The 16,160-nt window shown below is 64.1% G+C and carries 13 protein-coding genes and 1 pseudogene; 7 read left to right on the top strand and 7 right to left on the bottom strand.

The window, feature by feature from the left end; translation table 11 throughout:
* The first annotated feature begins 5 nt into the window (after positions 1-5).
* Genes KHO41_RS26220 through KHO41_RS26230 form a run of 3 tightly spaced genes read left to right on the top strand, consistent with a single transcriptional unit; the run spans position 6 to position 1,736 of the window.
* Positions 6-446 carry a MaoC family dehydratase N-terminal domain-containing protein gene (locus KHO41_RS26220; protein ID WP_211956174.1) on the top strand — a complete coding sequence of 147 codons (441 nt, stop codon included), beginning with the start codon at positions 6-8 and terminating at the stop codon, positions 444-446.
* Between the two features lie 16 nt (positions 447-462).
* Positions 463-879 (top strand): MaoC family dehydratase, encoded by a 417-nt coding sequence (locus KHO41_RS26225; RefSeq protein WP_211956175.1) that lies wholly within the window; start codon positions 463-465, stop codon positions 877-879.
* Between the two features lie 32 nt (positions 880-911).
* Positions 912-1,736, top strand: coding sequence for an SDR family NAD(P)-dependent oxidoreductase (locus KHO41_RS26230; protein ID WP_211956176.1), 825 nt, complete (start codon positions 912-914; stop codon positions 1,734-1,736).
* Between the two features lie 45 nt (positions 1,737-1,781).
* On the opposite strand, the gene KHO41_RS26235 is transcribed toward KHO41_RS26230, so the two are convergent.
* Positions 1,782-4,589 (bottom strand): LuxR C-terminal-related transcriptional regulator, encoded by a 2,808-nt coding sequence (locus KHO41_RS26235; protein ID WP_211956177.1) that lies wholly within the window; start codon positions 4,587-4,589, stop codon positions 1,782-1,784.
* Between the two features lie 294 nt (positions 4,590-4,883).
* Here KHO41_RS26235 and KHO41_RS26240 point away from each other — a divergent pair, with 294 nt between their 5' ends.
* A complete protein-coding gene (locus KHO41_RS26240) occupies positions 4,884-6,020 on the top strand; it encodes a porin (protein WP_211956178.1) in 1,137 nt (378 codons plus the stop codon).
* Between the two features lie 939 nt (positions 6,021-6,959).
* Here the strand turns inward: KHO41_RS26240 and KHO41_RS26245 are convergent.
* On the bottom strand, positions 6,960-8,585 hold the full coding sequence (locus KHO41_RS26245) for a DUF4139 domain-containing protein (RefSeq protein WP_211956179.1): 1,626 nt from the start codon (positions 8,583-8,585) through the stop codon (positions 6,960-6,962).
* Between the two features lie 294 nt (positions 8,586-8,879).
* Here KHO41_RS26245 and KHO41_RS26250 point away from each other — a divergent pair.
* A pseudogene (locus tag KHO41_RS26250) lies at positions 8,880-9,416 on the top strand (Bug family tripartite tricarboxylate transporter substrate binding protein); the annotation flags it as partial.
* Between the two features lie 72 nt (positions 9,417-9,488).
* Here KHO41_RS26250 and KHO41_RS26255 read toward each other — a convergent pair.
* The 5 genes from KHO41_RS26255 to KHO41_RS26275 form a co-directional block, all read right to left on the bottom strand.
* Entirely contained in the window at positions 9,489-11,837 is a 2,349-nt protein-coding gene (locus KHO41_RS26255; protein WP_211956180.1) for an acetamidase/formamidase family protein, read from the bottom strand.
* Positions 11,838-11,937: 100 nt separating this feature from the next.
* Positions 11,938-12,129, bottom strand: coding sequence for a DUF1427 family protein (locus KHO41_RS26260; RefSeq protein WP_211956181.1), 192 nt, complete (start codon positions 12,127-12,129; stop codon positions 11,938-11,940).
* Between the two features lie 13 nt (positions 12,130-12,142).
* Positions 12,143-12,364 (bottom strand): XapX domain-containing protein, encoded by a 222-nt coding sequence (locus KHO41_RS26265; RefSeq protein ID WP_211956182.1) that lies wholly within the window; start codon positions 12,362-12,364, stop codon positions 12,143-12,145.
* 89 nt (positions 12,365-12,453) lie between these two features.
* Positions 12,454-13,479, bottom strand: a complete 1,026-nt coding sequence (locus KHO41_RS26270; protein ID WP_211956183.1) for an acetamidase/formamidase family protein — start codon at positions 13,477-13,479, stop codon at positions 12,454-12,456.
* A 966-nt stretch (positions 13,480-14,445) separates the two neighbouring features.
* Positions 14,446-14,838 carry a hypothetical protein gene (locus KHO41_RS26275; protein ID WP_211956184.1) on the bottom strand — a complete coding sequence of 131 codons (393 nt, stop codon included), beginning with the start codon at positions 14,836-14,838 and terminating at the stop codon, positions 14,446-14,448.
* A 331-nt stretch (positions 14,839-15,169) separates the two neighbouring features.
* On the opposite strand from KHO41_RS26275, the gene KHO41_RS26280 reads away from it, so the two are divergent.
* On the top strand, positions 15,170-15,541 hold the full coding sequence (locus tag KHO41_RS26280) for a PHA-granule associated protein 4 (protein ID WP_211956185.1): 372 nt from the start codon (positions 15,170-15,172) through the stop codon (positions 15,539-15,541).
* Between the two features lie 154 nt (positions 15,542-15,695).
* The gene (locus KHO41_RS26285) at positions 15,696-16,139 is read left to right on the top strand and encodes a GNAT family N-acetyltransferase (protein WP_244874030.1); all 444 of its coding nucleotides are present in this window, start codon (positions 15,696-15,698) and stop codon (positions 16,137-16,139) included.
* Positions 16,140-16,160 lie beyond the last annotated feature (21 nt).

Here is a 16,160-nt window from a genome sequence, read left to right on the forward strand (position 1 = left end):
TCGACATGCTGGACAAATCGCATATCGGCAAGATCCTGCCGAGCTTCAACGCCACCGCCGAAGCGGGCCAGTTGCGCTTCTTCGCCAAGGCCATCGGCGAGACCGACCCGATCTACACCGACGAATCGGCCGCCCGCGACGCCGGCCACCCCGACCTGCCACTGCCGCCGACCTTCCTGTTTTCGCTGGAGTTCACGCAGCCGACCAAGCAATGGCGCGAGGATGTGGGCATCAAACCGTCGCGCATCCTGCACGGCGAGCAATCGTTCCACTACCACCGCACCGCCTATGCCGGCGACACGCTGCGCTTCGAAAGCCGCATCGCCGACATCTACGACAAGAAGGGCGGCGCGCTGTCCTTCCTCGTGCGCGAGACGCGCGTGACCAACCAGCGTGGCGAGCACGTGGCCGATCTGCGCAGCGTGCTGGTGCATCGCAATGGCTGAACCCGGAGACCTGTTCATGAGCAAGACCGATCTCGCCGCCGTGAAGGCCGGCGACACCCTGCCCCCGCTGACGCTGCCGCCCGTCAACCGCACCATGCTGGCACTGTTCGCCGGCGCGTCGGGCGACCACAACGCAATCCATATCGACATCGACTACGCGCGCAAGGCCGGCATGGCCGACGTGTTCGCGCACGGCATGCTGTCGATGGCCTGGCTCGGCCGGCTGCTGACGCAGTGGGTGGACCAGCGCCGCATCCGCGACTTCGGCGTGCGCTTCACCGGCATTACGCACCTGGGTCATGAGATCACCTGCACGGGCCGCGTGACCGAGGTGTTCGAAGCCGATGGCGAAAAGCGCGCACGCCTGGAAATCCAGACGGCCAACCAGTACGGCGAGGCCAAGGTCCTCGGCGACGCGGTCGTCGCACTCTGAATCCCGCACTACGCATTGACGAAGGAGATATCGTGGGAAAGCTTGATGGAAAGGTCGCCCTGGTCACCGGCTCCGGCCGTGGCATCGGACAGGCCATTGCACTGAAACTGGCGAGCGAAGGCGCTCGCCTCGTCGTCAACGACCTCGACGCCGACCCGGCGCACGAGACTGTCGAACTGCTGCGCAAGGCCGGTGCCGAAGCCGTCGCCTGCGTGGGCAGCGTGACCGCGCCGGACTTCGCCGAGCGTTACATTGGCACGGCGATCAAGGCGTTCGGCAACATCGACATCATCGTCAACAACGCTGGCTACACCTGGGACGACGTGATCCAGCGCATGACGGACGAACAGTGGTACGCCATCCTGGACTGCCACATGACCGCGCCGTTCCGCATCCTGCGCGCGGCCTACCCGCACCTGAAGGCGCAGTACCAGGCCGACCAGGACGCCGGCCGCGAGGTGTTCCGCAAAATCGTGAACGTGTCGTCCGTGTCCGCGCTGAACGGCAATGCCGGCCAGATCAACTACTCGTCGGCCAAGTCGGGGGTCATCGGCATGACGCGCGCGATGAGCCGCGAGTGGGGCCGCCTGAAGGTCAACGTCAACGCGGTGGCCTTCGGCCTGATCCACACCCGCATGACCGATGCCGACGCCAAGGCCGGCGCGACCGTGAAGATCGAGGGCCGCGACATCCGCGTGGGCATCAATCCGGAGCTGATCAAGACCCATGCGCAGCGCTGCCCGCTGGGCCGTGGCGGCACGCCGGAAGAAGCCGCCGGCGCGGTGTACCTGTTCTGCCTGCCGGAGTCGAACTACATCACCGGGCAGATCGTGGCGGTGGCAGGCGGACCGCAGTAACGCGGTCGTTGCCCTCGCCCGATTGCGGGCGAGGGGCCGTCCGAATCAGGCGTCGGCGTTGCCGGCGCCCCAGTCCACATCGCGCAGCCGCTCCAGCGCCTCGTCGCGCCCGCTCACGCCCAGCTTGGCGTAGATATTGGTCAGGTGCCACTTGACCGTCTCCGGAGACAATCCCAGCGCACGCGCGATCTTCTTGGTCGTGATCAGTTCCGACAGCAAGCGCACCACGTCGGTCTCGCGCTCGCTGAGCGCGGCCACGCCGACGGTCGAGGCGCGCTTGCGCGCGCGTACGTTGCCCCCGTCCACCTTGGCCGGCAATGCTGCCTGCAGCCGTTCGACGTAGAACGCGAGAACGGGGTCAAGCGTCTCCTCCCTCGCCACACTGCCTATCAACTCCATCGCCGAGGGTTCGGCGTCGAGAATGCGCCGCAGCAGGCCCAGCCGATGGCCGAGGTGCAGCGCCGATACCACGTTCGCGCGCGCGGCTGTCGCTCGGCCAAGCTTGTGGTCGACGACGGCGCGCTGAAGGCGCAGATAGGCCACGTTGTGCATGCGGCCGTGCGCCTCGCAATGGGCGATCAAAGGATCAAGCATCAGCGCGGCCTGCTCCAGGTCGCCGGTGGCCAGCAGCCAGCGGATGGTCGCGCCACGCAGCGCGAACGTGGGGCCAGTGAAACGGCTCGCCTGAGGCTGGCAGGCCTCGAGTTCCTGCAAGCGCTTCAGCAGGGCTTGTGCGGCATCGAATTCGCCGAGCAGCAACCGGCGAAATACCTGCGCGCCGAGGCTGTAGGCCAGAAGGCGGTCCAGTCCGAGCGAGCTGCCATATTCCTCCAGCCGGTCGAGATAAGCGAAGGCTTCGAGGTGGTGGCCAGCCTGCCAGTGAGCGCCTGACAGGACGACCATCACGCGCAGTACCGAATCCGGAATCGACACACGCTCGAGCAGGTCCACGCGGCCCTCGAGCAACTCGCGCGCGGCCTCGTTCTGGTTCTGTTCGTACAGCACTTCGCCCAGCAAGGCGGCCGCCAGGCAGGCGGGATCGGCGCATGACTTGCCGCGCGCCTCGGCCTCGCGCAGCGCCGAGCGGTAGACGCGTTCGGCCTGCAGGAGCTGTCCTTCCAGCGCATGGCTCAGGCCGACCATGCACTGGCCCTGCAGCACGCCGGCCGACGTGCCCATCAGCGGCACGCCGTCGATGGTGGGCCGCTTGGTGTCGATCTGGATGCTGCGCGCGCGCTCGTATTCGCCGCGCTGCATGTAGATCCACGACAGCATGTTGTTGCAGGCCGCGAGCGTGATGCCCTCGGTGCCCGGCGGCGGCGACAGCAGCTGCGGCAGCAGGCCCATGGCGCCGTCCACGTCGTCGCGCTGGATGGCCAGCACCGTGCGCAGCACGACCAGCGTGAAGCGTTCGTTCACCGCCTGCGCGGGCAGGTCGTGTTCGAGCGCATCGACGCCGGCAGCACAGGCGGCAAAGTCGCGGTGATAGAGATGCTGGCGCGCCATCCACATGCGCAGCGGCACGCTCGCTTCCACCTGCTCTGGCGGCAGCAGCCGAACCAGCGTCACCAGCTTGGCGAGATCGCCGTTGGCAAAGAGCGAAGTCGCGCACTGCTCGACCAGCGCTGCCGCGCGCGCGGGCTCGCCGGCGCGCACCGCATGCTGCACGGCCTCGTCAAGATGGCCGTGATCGAGGAACCATTTCCACGCCCGGGCGTGCACGGCCCGCCGCGCGCCGGTGCTCCAGCTTTCGAAGCGCGCCAGCAGCGTCTCGCGCAGCAGCGGGTGCAGCCGGTACCAGGTCTGCGCGCCCTGTTGCTCGATCGAGATGATGAAGAGGTTGTCGTTCTCCAGGCGCTCAAGCAAGGCTGCCTCGCTGCCAGAGGCGGCGGCTTCATCGCGTCCTGCCAGCACGGCGCACAGCGGCGCGCAGAAGCGATCGCAGGCCGCGGCCGGGGTCAGCAGCTCCAGTTCGTCCGGGCTCAGGCGCGACAGCACCTCGCGCTCGAAGTAGGCAGAGAATGCCTGCGGATCGCGCACCTGCTCGCGGATGGCGGCGTCGAGCGCATCGGCGGACATGCCGGGCCGCTTCTTCTTGAGAAAGACGCTGAACAGCTGCAGGCCAGCGACCCAGCCGTCGGTCTGTGCATGCAGGCGTTGCGCGACGGCAGGCTCGACATCTCCGAGCTGCGCCTTCAGGAAGCGTTCGGCTTCGGCCGGCGACAGGCGCAGGTCGGCAAGCCCGAGTTCGAGCGTCTGGTCCTCCGCGCGCAGGCGCTCGAGCGACACGTGCGGCACGGAGCGCGAGGCAAAGGCAAGGTGCAGGTTGGGCGGCGCGTAGTCGAGCAGCCACTGCAGCGCTTCCCAGATGCGGCTGTCGGTGATGTGGTGCAGGTCATCGAGCACGATCACCAGTTCGCGCCGGTAGCGCGCGATGCCCCGCACGAGCGCGATCACGATGCGCTCGATCGCTTCCTGATCGGTCCCCACGCCTTCGAGCAGCATGGCCTCGCGCGAGATAGCGGGATCGACGTTGGCGATGCTGGCCAGCAGGTAATCGATCCACGTGCCGGGATCGTTGTCATCGGCATCGAGCGAAAGCCACGCCACGTGGTAGCCGAGCGGCGTCAGCGCTTGCCCCCACGCGACCAGCGTGGTGGTCTTGCCATAGCCCGCCGGGCTTTGCAGCACGACGCAGCGGCGGCGGCGTTCTGCCATCAGCCGTGCCAGCAGCGGCTCGTGCGGCACCGCCTTGCGGCCGATGCGGGGCGGCACCAGCTTGCTGGTGACGAGTGGCTTGAGCGTCGCTCTGGGCGACGTCGGCTCCGGCTTTGCGGAAGAGGTCTCTGTCATGCGCGGCCTCATAAGAATTCGAGGCGATTTTACAGCGCACATTCGTCGCCCGGGGGGGCGGATTGCACCGCGCCTGACAACGCCGGCGCGCAGCCGGACAAACCCTGCCCCCCAATTCCGGTGGCATGTGCCACCCGCCCTCGCGCTTCAATGCGACAGGCCCCGCAGTAATTGCGCGCATGCCCTGTCAGGCATGACACACATGGCCATGCGCCTTCCGGCGCAGCGGGAGGAAAGCCGGAAGACGCAGCAAGAACAAGAGACACACATCAAATGGACGGAGAACTTCGAGCAATGAAGAGAACGGCAACTTCCCTGGCAGTCATCGGCGTGCTGCTCAGCGTCAGTGGTGGCGCGTGGGCGCAATCGAACGTCACGCTGTACGGCGTGATCGATGCCCCGGTCGAATACGTGAACCGGGTCGCGCCGGCGCCAGGCCAGCAAGGCGGCAGCCGGCTTTCCATGCCGACCAACGGCGGCCTGTCCGGCTCGCGCTGGGGCATGCGCGGCACGGAAAACCTAGGCGGCGGCTTGCAGGCGCTGTTCGTGCTGGAAAGCGGCTTCGGCATCGATACCGGCGTCGCCGCGCAAAGCCGTGCGTTCAACCGGCAGGCATACGTCGGCATCGGCAGCCAGTATGGCAAGCTGACCTTCGGCCGCCAGTACACGGCGATCTTCGAAGGCGCCGTGAACTTCAGCCCGACGCGCTTCGCCACGCTCTACGAGCCTGACGTGTTCATGGCCGGGCTGAACTATCGCGAGGACAACACGGTGAAGTACTCGGGCACCTTCGGCCCCGTCAATATCGCAGCGCACTATTCGTTCGGCGTCGGCGCACCGGCCATCGGCCTCACGCCCATCACGCTGCCGTCCGAAACGCCGGGGCACGCTGGTGACAACGCGGGCTGGGGCGCTTCGGCGACCTACCTCGGCGGCACCTTCGGCGCCACCATCTTCTATGACCAGTGGAACCCCGCGCTGGCTACCGGCCAGGCCGGTCGCAGCCGCAAGGCGGGCGCCGCCGCCAGCTATTCGAGTGGCCTGTTCAAGGTCATGGCCGGCTACCGCTGGGCGAAGATGGAGTTCGCCAATGGCGCGACCTTTATGCGCGACGACTACTACTGGGCCGGCGTGAACTACCAGGCCACGCAGGCGATAGGCCTGACGCTCGGCTATGCCTACGCCAACATGAAGACGCTGACGCCCACGGCCACCGCGCGCGCGACGAATCCGGCCAATCCGTGGCAGGTCAACTTCGTAGCCGACTACAGCCTGTCAAAGCGTACCGATGTGTACGTGACCACGGCCTACTCGCACAACGGTGGCCTGAATTTCGACTCGGTGCAGAGCAGCTTTGCGACCGGATATATCCCGGAGCCGGGGCAGAAAGGGATGTTCGGCATCGCGGTCGGTGTGCGGCACATTTTCTGATCCCGACGGACGCATGAGGGACTGGCGCTGTCTCCACCTCTGTCACGCTCAGTTGTTGATGGAGCTTGAACCCGGCCCTGGCGGCCGGGTTGTTTTTTGGGTCATCGCCGAATTGCGGGGGTATCGTTCTTGGCATGCGCTGCTGTTTCGCCGGCGTAGCCGATGGGGCTTCTCGTTGGGGGTGGGTTGTCGATCTTCGCTGGCGCGGCTGTTTCGCCGGCGTAGCCGGCGACCTCCTTTTGTCCGAGCGACAAAAGGAGGCAAAAGCGCGTTTACGTGGTCAATCCAGAGCTCAATGCCATTGTTGCATCAGAGGACCGCTGGACTGCCTGCCGCGTAGATGATTAGGATGGGACAGCGCGTACGAGCGAACCCGGATTACGGAGTGGTCCCTTCTAACAACGCCCTCACGGGGACGCCTACGGCTGCGCTACGCGCGGCTCGGAGTAAGGCCGCTGAGGTCTAGTCCTAACCTCGCCTCAGTGACGAGGCCTTGGGCGCATTGCATGCGCGTAGAGGAAGGAAATCGGAAACTGGGACTCCGGCGCCGGCGACGCTGATGAGCTTGCGCCCAGACGACGCCGTGCGCGCAGCGCAGCCGAAGGCGTCCCACCACTGACCGGGTTGAAACGCTGCACCCGAGTCCGTCTTGGGGATCGTCCAAAAATCGTGCCGCGCCAGGCACAGGTTCTGACTCACATAGCGTTAGCAGGTTGGAACGGCTGACCACCATCGCAGGCGTCCAAAGCCGTTTGAACGACTGCCGCCGTGGAATTGATGGCCAGCAGCAACGCGCTTTTTGGTTACTTTTGTCGCTCGGACAAAAAGTGACTCGCCGGCGTAGCCGGCGAAACAGCCGCGCCCGCCAAGAACGACAACCCCACAATTCGTCGAAGAACCTATTTTTTCGGCTCCTCGCCGAAGTGCGGGCGACGGTGTCTATCGCAGCCCGCTTACACGTGCATCCTTGGGGAACGTGATGAGATAGTCTGCAGAAAAGCGCGCGCTCTCACCTGGCTTCAGCGTCTGCTGCCAAGCGATCACGCCTTCACGGTGCTCCCAATCTCGCGATGCCGGTTCCGGACTGAATCGCGCCGTCACCTTGATGTCTTCAGCCTGACTTACAGGCATCGCCTCCAGGATCTCGATATCGATCGGATTGCGGTGCCGGCTGCGCACGGTATAGGTGGACCCATACTGGCGCTCGCTGCGATTGTCGAGCAGGCCGACGCTTCGCTGGAATGTCCTTGGCGATTCGGCCGAGACACTGACCAAATCGTCTTTGCCAAAGGACAAGGCGATCCGCTGATCGCCGCTAGCTGGGTTCCATGATGAAGTGCCCACCGTGGCACCATCGCGACGCAATTGCATGTTGCCGGCAGGCCAGACGCCCTCAGGGCGATCCACCATGGCAATCAGGTAGGCCGACCTGTCAAGACGTGGCGTACTGCGCGCCAGCAGCGTCGCCGGCAATGCCTGCGTAGCGAGTGAAAACGTTACCTTCTGCGCGTCCGTCGGGAGCTCCACGGTACCGGGCAATTCGAACTCGGTGGCGAAGTCGGTCTGGACGGTAGCCACCTCGAACAGATTCGAGCCGCTGCTCAAACCATACCTGCCCGCCGCTGCAGCCGCTGGAGCCGGTGCCGGAGCGGGCGCCATTTCATGAGCGCGCCCTGCAGGTTGCAGTGGCACCACGTTGACATGCCACGTGTGTGGTTCCGGGCCACGCACCCCGCTACGAGGCTGCCCAGTAGAAAGGCGCAGCCGCACGCCGCGCCAGTCTTCGCCAGTTGCCTGCGCGACGGTGGCCTGGCGTTCGATCACGACATTCGATCTGGCAGGATCAAGGTTCGCTTGATACACGGGGCGCCAGCCTGCGGCCGATGTCTGGTAGCTGACACGGATGTCGCCGCCTTGCGGCGCGGCTACGGCAATATGCAGGGTGCGCACCGTATCGAATTGCGCCTTGTTGCGATTTGTCTGCAGCGCATCAAGCCGACTCTTCAGTTCTGCATCGCGCCGCTTGAGTTGCTCCTGGCGGGAAAAGATATCCTGCGCCGTCCGAGTGAGCGCATCGACGGACTTTGCCAGCGCGGTAGAATCGACGGCAACCGTACGCCCATCGGCGCCGGGGCGCTCGCTGACTGCCTTGAGGTAACTGACGGAAAGTTCGTTGGCGCGAATTTGCGTGTCCAACGTCAAGCGCTGATCTTCAAGCGCGCGGATCTGCGTGTCGAGCGAGTTCATCGCGCAGCCGATTGCGCCTTCGCGTGAGATCGTTTCTGTGCGGACGTCACCGACACGGATGCCGCTTCCCGGCTCGACACGGAGGCTTTGGGGATCGAACGTCGCGGGCAGACAGCTCAGTTCTACCGTGCGAGCACCCGGCGCGACTGTGGCAACGCGCACGACGGTAGCGCTGTCCGGATAGAGCGTAACGTCGGCGATTCGCGAGGGCGTAGCCGCAAGCGCTGGAAACACTGAGGACCAAGCGATACCGATGACTGCTATCCTGGCCTGGCCCCACAATCGTTGGTGGCGCACGGACAGATCCTCTTGCTTCATATGCCCCCCGGCTCGGCTTGAAATGCGGAGAGTATGGCACGACACCACGCGTTTCCGGCATGCTTCGAAGCCGATCCTTCAAGCGAACCGCGTCGGCCACGACGCCATGTCGTGGCGACGCGACACGCGTCCCACGTCCGGTGTAGGTATGTCCCACATAGACGCGGACCGCTCGGTTGCCTCAGAACTTATGTCGAACGCCCACAACCGCACCGAGTTGATTTGCGCCCGATTCTACGGCCTCGTTCGTTGTGCCAAGCTGGCTGTTGAAGCCATTCACGCCCAGGCTCGATTTCGAAGGCGAATCCCGGAAAACTGAATATGGCCTCGGCGGGGACAGGTTCCATCAATCACCTCATCGGTGAACTATTCATGTCCCGAACGGGAGTCAACTTCGTACACGTACCGTACAAGGGCGCTGGCCCTGCAGGGGTCGACTTGCTTTCGGGCCAAGTACAACTCATGTTCGCCAATTTGCCGAACGTGCTCCCGTTTGCAAAGGCAGGCAAGGTCCGTCTGTTGGCTGTCGCTAGCGAAAAGCGCGATCCAGCGATTCCCGACGTGCCCACCTTTGCTGAAGCCGGTGTAAAAGATGCGGTCGTCGAATCGTGGTACGGTCTCATGGCACCTGCTGGCACCAAACCGGAGGTAGTGAAGAAGCTTCAGGATACGCTTCTGACCGTGACCAAGGACAAGCGCTTCATTTCACAACTGGCGGAACAAGGTGCCCGACCTTACCCCGGATCCAGTGCAGATATGGCTCATCTTATGGAGAAGGAAGGCAAGCGCTGGGGTGTGGTGATCGACCACGCCAAGATTTCTCTGGACTGAATCCACACTGTGCCAAGGTGTGAGCTCCTTGCGAAGCAAGGTGTAGTCCTGGGCCCTCTCTGTGGAGGGCCATCAAGGGGGGCCGGTGAATAATGATTTCCGGATGATGGCATGCACACCCCAGTTGCCATTGACGACTTGGGTGATGCCGAAGTCGACGGCAACGGAGATCAGCGTGACCGCCTCGTCCTCGCTGAGCCCCTTGACCGTCATGAGGAACCGGCGCGCCTTGCGGAAGGCGTCGCGCATGGCATCGTCGAGTGTCGATTTCTGGTAGATATGGCTCTGCGCCATCTGGCCCAGTTCGGCCAGGTGATTCGGCGAGCTGAAGCCGTGCAGGATCCACTCGTCCGCGGTCTCCACCAACGGATAGCTCAGGTCGGCAAACGGCGCACCGCGCTCGATCATCGTGCTCTTGTGGAGCACAAGCTGGAAGTCGCCCGTCAGCGAGCATTCGATGGCGGTTCCGCACAGTTCCGAGTCGCCCTGAGACGCATGCGGATCTCCGATCGACAGCAGCGCGCCAGGCACCGCCACCCTGAGGTAGACACTGGCGCCGCGCGTAACGCGCCAGTTGTCGAGGTTGCCGGCAAAGCTTGACGGCGGGATGGAATCAATCAGCCCGTCCTGCGCCGGGGCCACCGCGATGACGCCGAAATGCGGACGGACCGGTATCTCGACATCGCGCAGTACGTCGTAGCCCTTGACGATGGTCGCATGATCGACCGGCACACCCGGGTAATCGATGGTGGGATGCAATACGCCGAAAGGATCGCGCTGCGGCGTCCAGCGGAAGCTGTAGACCGCGCGTGCGCGGCCATCGGCACGCTCGCAATCGATCTCGAAGACCGTCACCACCTCGCGCTCGCGCGGCTCGGTCAACATGTCGCGGTAGTGGAAGCCCCACCAGGTCGCGGCGTTGCTGCCGAAAGCTCTGCCCGCGAAATGCGGATTGGCGCACGGACGCAGCCGGATGTCGAGAATGCGCACCTCCAGCACATCGCCGGGCATGGCGCCGCGCACCGCGACCGGCCCGGTGCAGATATGGACGCCGAAGCCTTCGCCTGCACCGCGTCCGTAGACCGACGCGTCGATCGGGCCGGCACCGCGCCGGTTGACGTTTTTCTGCTCCGCGGTCCAATGGAATACGCTCTCGGCACCGGGGTCGCCGTCGATCATGCGTTCGCGGTCGTCCGAAGCATGCTGCGTCAGCGTCTCGATGGTGACCGTGTCGCCTGAGGCCACCTCAAGCACCGGTGCCAACTCGTGGCTCAGGTAGCCCCAGTGCACGGTCTTGTCCGTGGCCTGCAACCAGTGGTGCCGGCGCTCGGGCTGCGCAGCATGCGAGCGCGCCTGCGCAATGGGCACCACGGTGGCCGGCCTCCGCGGCCGTGCCGACTGGCCGTCATGGGTCGGCCCGACCTGCGAACTGAGCGGAAAACCGCGCGATATGTTCTGCGGTGGATGGGGGGCCGGTGCGATCGTCATCTGGTCACGATAGCCGCGCGGCGAGATCCCGAACTGCTCGCGGAAGGCGTGGCTGAAGTAAGACGGGTCATTGAAGCCCCATCGATAGCAGATGTCGGAGACCGATAGCTTGTCATACTGGGGGTTCGCCAGGTCGGCCCGGCAGCGCTCGAGTCGGCTGGTGCGCAGGTAGGACGAAAAGCTGCTGCCCGACTTCTCGAATAGCTTCTGCAGGTAGCGGGCCGACATATGCTCGTCCGCCGCGATGACGGCAAGGCAGAGTTCCGGTTCGGAAAGCCGCGCGTCGATGCGGCTGCAGACACGAGCGAACACGGCTGCGCTCGATGGTGTCATGCCGGCGGATGGGGCTGCCTGGTTGTCCGCAAGCGCCGCAGCCAGATATGCAAAGATCATGCTCTCGAACGGCTGGATCGCCCTGGCATCCGCCGACACGACCGTATCAAAGCTGGCCGCCAGCGACTGGAGCAACCGACCGAAAAGTTCCGCCGCGTCGCCGGCCAGCATCAGCACGCCCGCCGGCAAGGGCGCGGCGATCCGCGCGCCCGGCAATGCACCGGCAATATGCACGACCAGTAGCCGGAAGCCAGTGGCGAACGCCAGCTTGGGCGCAGCATGAGCAGGGATACACACGACGTGCCCGGCCCGCAGCGCCTGGCGCAGGTCCGGGGTGGCGAGCGTCGCCTCGCCTTCCGCCAGCATCAGCAGCATCAGTCCGCGACCGCCGCCGGCAGCGATCGCAAGCGTCTGAGGTACTGACGCTATGCAAGTCAGCCCGATGCCTGCGGGTGTGGTCCTGGACTGGATGGTCCCGTGCAGCGTATGGTCGGCGCACAGGCTCTCGCAGTGCAGGCCCGTGGCCTTGAGTTCGTTACGCCATGCGGCGCCGCGCCGGTCGCGCGGATAGGCTTCCGTGGAAAAGCGCAACAGTTGCAATTCAGCCCCCCGGCCGTTTTTCTGCCCTACGAGAAAAGGACGGACAACCGGGACCGGTTGCCCTCCCTGGATACATCCAAAGCCAATTTCCCTTGACCCGCTATCCGAACAGTACTTGTCCGCGCATGGCGGCCACCAGCACGAATCCCGCGAACGTGCCGAATATGGCAAATATTCCGCCGAGTACATTCGGCGCGGGAATCGGCGCACGAACAGCAGTGTAGACAACACCCGTTACCAGGCCAACGGCTGCGGCCAGCAACTCAGTTGTTCCCAACGCGATTTCTATCATAGTTGTCGTTGCCTCATGAATTGCCTGCAATGCGCGAGGGCGGCCGACCGAACGCGATGGTCTTGCGCCACGCATGCACCAGCAGATAGCCCAGGTAGGTAAACAGGATCGCGCAGATGCCGCCGACCACATTCGGCGCGGGGATCGGCAGGTTCAGCCAGGAATACAGTGTGCCGGTGACTAGGCCGACGAACAGCGCCACGATCTCGTTGCGCCCGATGTAGACGTATTGCATGGTTCTCTCTCCTGTTGGATTGCCGCGCCGGCGCCGCCGCCCGGGCAACGTGGTTTCCGCGCGGCATGGATGCGGTAGCAGTGAACCACTCAGGACTTGTCCTTCGGCGGGAACATCGCACGTGGCATGGTGCAGTGGATGCCCTGCGTGCCGTCGACGACCTGCGTCACGCCAAAATCAGCTGACACGCTCAGCAGGGAATAGGCGTCATCGCGCGACAGGCCCTGCTGTTCAGTCAGCAGCCGGATCATGTCGCGGGCCGCATTCTTGCCGGCCTCGTCCAGGTCTTCATGGAAGCCATGCACCACCCAGCAGTCCGACGTCTCCAGCAGCGGCGACGGGAAGTGGAAGTCCTTGCGCAAGACCACCTGGAACAGCACGTTCAGCGACGCTTCGATTGCCGTGCCGCTGACCTCGCCGTCGCCCTGCGAAATATGCGGATCGCCGATCGAGAACAGCGCGCCATCGACCTGGACCGGGTAGTACATGGTGGCGCCAGCGCCTATGCGCCAGTTGTCGATATTGCCGCCATGCAAGCCTGGCTCAACCGTACTGACGCGCCCTGCCGCGTCGGGTGCGACACCGGCCGTGCCAAGATGCGGCCGCACGGGCACGCGGACACCAGCGAGCGCAGGCTGCCGGCAACATTCACGATCATCGACGACTTTGCCGGGGACCGTCAGCTTGCCGGGATAATCGTAGGCGTACAGCGCGTGCGCCGTGTTCGAGCGCTGGTCGAGCTCATAGATGGTGACCCGTTCCTTCTCGAATTCCTTGTAGAGCTGGCCCCAGTGCGCTGCCACGTTGGCGCCGAAGCGAAAGCGCGGGATCATCTGGAGATAGCGGACCTCCAGCACGTCACCGGGCTTTGCGTCCTCGATGTAGATCGGCCCGGTCATGATATGGACGCCCGGATGGCGATCGTCATGGGGAACCTTGCGGTAGATCTCGCGGATGGCGTCATCCATCATCAGGTCGGGCGCGTCCCCTGCGTGGTGGGTCACCGCCTCGGCCCGGATGAAGTCACCGCTTTTCACGGTCAGGGCGGGCGCCTTGGTGGCATCGAAGTAGCCCCAGTGGATCGTCTCGGGGCGCGCGGGAAGGTCGTGCAGCATGCTGTCTCCTGGAAATTTTTGTGCGACCGCACCCGCAGCCATCCACTAGGTGAACGGCTGTCGTCGCGCTGGGAGAGCGGAAGTGCGGTGATGCGTGGTACCGATGAATCGCCGGAATTCAGTCCGGCGACGCATGTCCCGGCAAGAAGCCCCGGGTACCGTGCTGCATGTTTCTCGCGCCACACGGTGGTTCCATACTAGAAACTCAGCCCGCCGGACCCGTAGGGCGATACACCCCAAACTCTTGTGTTGTCGCGTACTAGGGTAAACCTGCGCGGCTTCCGCGCGCCTGCTGCATTGCCCATGTGCAGCAGCTCGCGTTGATGGCGCGGCTCCGACATTGCAGTCCCAGTCGACGCTTGCAGATAATGCGGCTCGACGGCCGCGTGTAGGTGAACTCCTGGTCGACCATGCACAGTTCAGCCGTCGCAATGTCGTTCCGGAGCATTGCGGTACAGGTCATCAGGCCAGGCACGATGGCGCCAGCGCGGCAAAGCAGGGCCGATTCGCACGAAGATGAACAGGGGAATCCGACATATAAGTCGTTATACGGCGTATTTGTCGAACAAGAGCGCCCCACTTCCCGAGGAACATGCTGGTGCGAATGGATCGCCGTGCATGGCTCCGCAGGCCGTGGGGCATTTCGATACCAGAACGACGCAAGGACTTCTGAATACGGTCGGCTGCTCAACCCTCCTGCTCAGTTCGAAGCTGACCAAGAGGGCAACAAGCTCAGGCCTTCAGGGCGAGGAAGTTTGGCAAGCGCGGACTTTAGGCTTTTGCGCGGTCACGCATGACGGCATGTGAAAGACAGCGTGCGCATGTTGGGACGCGCAGGCGGCGTAGCGCCGCACTGTTATGGAGGGGTCGGCTGCCCGGCTTGCCGCGCAATGCATTGCGTAGCGCCGGAAGCGCGTCGGTACCGTTCAGGCGCAACCGCGTGCGGGCATGAGTAACGTGGCCCGCTCAGGCCCCGTCGAGGAACGGGCTGCGTTGGCCAAGGCGGGTGCCGAGCGCATCAGGCGCCAGGCCCATGCTGGCCGGATCGATGCCCTGGCCCGGGCTGCCGGCGACGGTCGGGTCGACCGGTGCGGGCGCCATGCCCGGCTGGCTCGGCTGTGCAGCGGTCTGAGCATAAGTATTGCCGCCGGCGGGCATGGCTCCGGCTGCCGGGTTGGTTGCCGCCGGTGCGGCCTGGATTGCCTGTGCGCCTTGCATCGGCTGGGCTGCAGGCGCTGCCGGCTGGATGGATTGCATCGGCTGAGTCGGCTGAATGGGCTGGACCTGCTGCGCGAACAGTGGGTACGACGCGAGCATCGCGCCAGCCATCAACAGGGATTTCGCCAGATGTTGCTTCATTCGATTACCTCCTGGAATGCCTACAGGCATGGGAGTCATCACTGTAGCGGCGCGACGCATGACATTCTGTTCGATTTTGCAACGGGCATTTACGAGGCTTGCCATCGGGTAAATGAGGCGTTATTCGCGGGCGCAACGCGAGACCATGGTTGCAGGCAAAGAGTTCCTACGAAGTGAGGCGTTGCGATGCATGCCAGACGCCGGCGCTCACCTCCCGCAACCGAGAGAGGGGAGAAATGCGGCGCACGTGGAAGCTTCGATCACAGTTGCACAGCCTCAGCATTAGTGGATATATTCTCATCACGATGGACTCCCTCGGGGGAGACTCTCCATGAGCGTATACGTTGCACGAAATCGAGCCAGCGCGATCGAGCACATCAGTTCGCATGCGGGAGGTACGGTTGACCTGGACTACGAAACGGCATGGGAAGATGCCTTGGAACTTGGTCGGCTTGGACAGCAGTGCGGCATAGCCGTGCAGTTCAGAACCATCGAACATATCGCAGTGGAATCGCCAGACGCCCTCGTTCGAGGATTGCGCGGCGAGAAGCACACATTTCGCCAGCGCTACCTGTACTGCAAGTTCGATATGACCGCACTTGCCGAGGACTGCCTCTGCGAACTCGAATCACTCGCCATCATGCACGGCGACTACATCCTGCCTGGCCATATGCTTGAAGATGCCACATTGACTTGGGGCTAGCGCCTGGTCCGGCGTCAATGAGAGGTACAACCCGCCATAAGGGCTCGAGATGGCATTCCGGTGCATGGCTGCTTCGCAGCTATAGCAACTCTACGTAAGAAGAATCCCTGAAAGCGAAAGCGGCCGTGCAAAAGTAGGATACGGGAACGCCTGTATGAAGGAATGCATCATGCGCCCTCACTATGCGTCCGAAGAAGATTGGCCAGATGTTGAAGCCCTGCTGCGCGCGTCATCGCTTTCCATCGAGGGAGTACGCGATCGCATCAACCAGTACCTCGTGGTGCGCGACAATGCCGGGCTGCTTGGCTGTGCTGGCGTCGAGCGTTATGAGACGACGGGAGTGCTTCGGGCTCTCGTCGTTGCGCAACGAGCGAGATCGGCAGGTCTTGGCGAGTTAATGCTTTCAGCCATCGTCGCTGATATCCGGCAGCAAGGTGTCGAGTCCATTGTCCTTCAGACTGGAACCGCTTCGGGCTATTTCGCCCGCCTGGGGTTCTTGCCCATTAGCGCGACGGATCTCCCTGCTGCCGTCCGCCCGTCCGCAGCATTCAACCTGAACGCCATGGGCGCCGGCACCCTGATGCAGATTGCCCTGTGAGCGCCTCCGCGACGGCCGGGC

The sequence above is a fragment of the Cupriavidus numazuensis genome (assembly GCF_905397435.1).
Lineage (GTDB): Bacteria > Pseudomonadota > Gammaproteobacteria > Burkholderiales > Burkholderiaceae > Cupriavidus > Cupriavidus numazuensis.

Bases quoted from the DNA above. Each gene is read 5' to 3' on its own strand.
- KHO41_RS26240 (WP_211956178.1), top strand. From the start codon at position 4,884: ATGAAGAGAACGGCAACTTCCCTGGCAGTCATCGGCGTGCTGCTCAGC.
- KHO41_RS26260 (WP_211956181.1), bottom strand. From the start codon at position 12,129: ATGATAGAAATCGCGTTGGGAACAACTGAGTTGCTGGCCGCAGCCGTT.
- KHO41_RS26245 (WP_211956179.1), bottom strand. From the start codon at position 8,585: ATGAAGCAAGAGGATCTGTCCGTGCGCCACCAACGATTGTGGGGCCAG.
- KHO41_RS26285 (WP_244874030.1), top strand. From the start codon at position 15,696: ATGAAGGAATGCATCATGCGCCCTCACTATGCGTCCGAAGAAGATTGG.
- KHO41_RS26235 (WP_211956177.1), bottom strand. From the start codon at position 4,589: ATGACAGAGACCTCTTCCGCAAAGCCGGAGCCGACGTCGCCCAGAGCG.
- KHO41_RS26225 (WP_211956175.1), top strand. From the start codon at position 463: ATGAGCAAGACCGATCTCGCCGCCGTGAAGGCCGGCGACACCCTGCCC.
- KHO41_RS26275 (WP_211956184.1), bottom strand. From the start codon at position 14,838: ATGAAGCAACATCTGGCGAAATCCCTGTTGATGGCTGGCGCGATGCTC.
- KHO41_RS26220 (WP_211956174.1), top strand. From the start codon at position 6: ATGCTGGACAAATCGCATATCGGCAAGATCCTGCCGAGCTTCAACGCC.
- KHO41_RS26270 (WP_211956183.1), bottom strand. From the start codon at position 13,479: ATGCTGCACGACCTTCCCGCGCGCCCCGAGACGATCCACTGGGGCTAC.
- KHO41_RS26280 (WP_211956185.1), top strand. From the start codon at position 15,170: ATGAGCGTATACGTTGCACGAAATCGAGCCAGCGCGATCGAGCACATC.
- KHO41_RS26265 (WP_211956182.1), bottom strand. From the start codon at position 12,364: ATGCAATACGTCTACATCGGGCGCAACGAGATCGTGGCGCTGTTCGTC.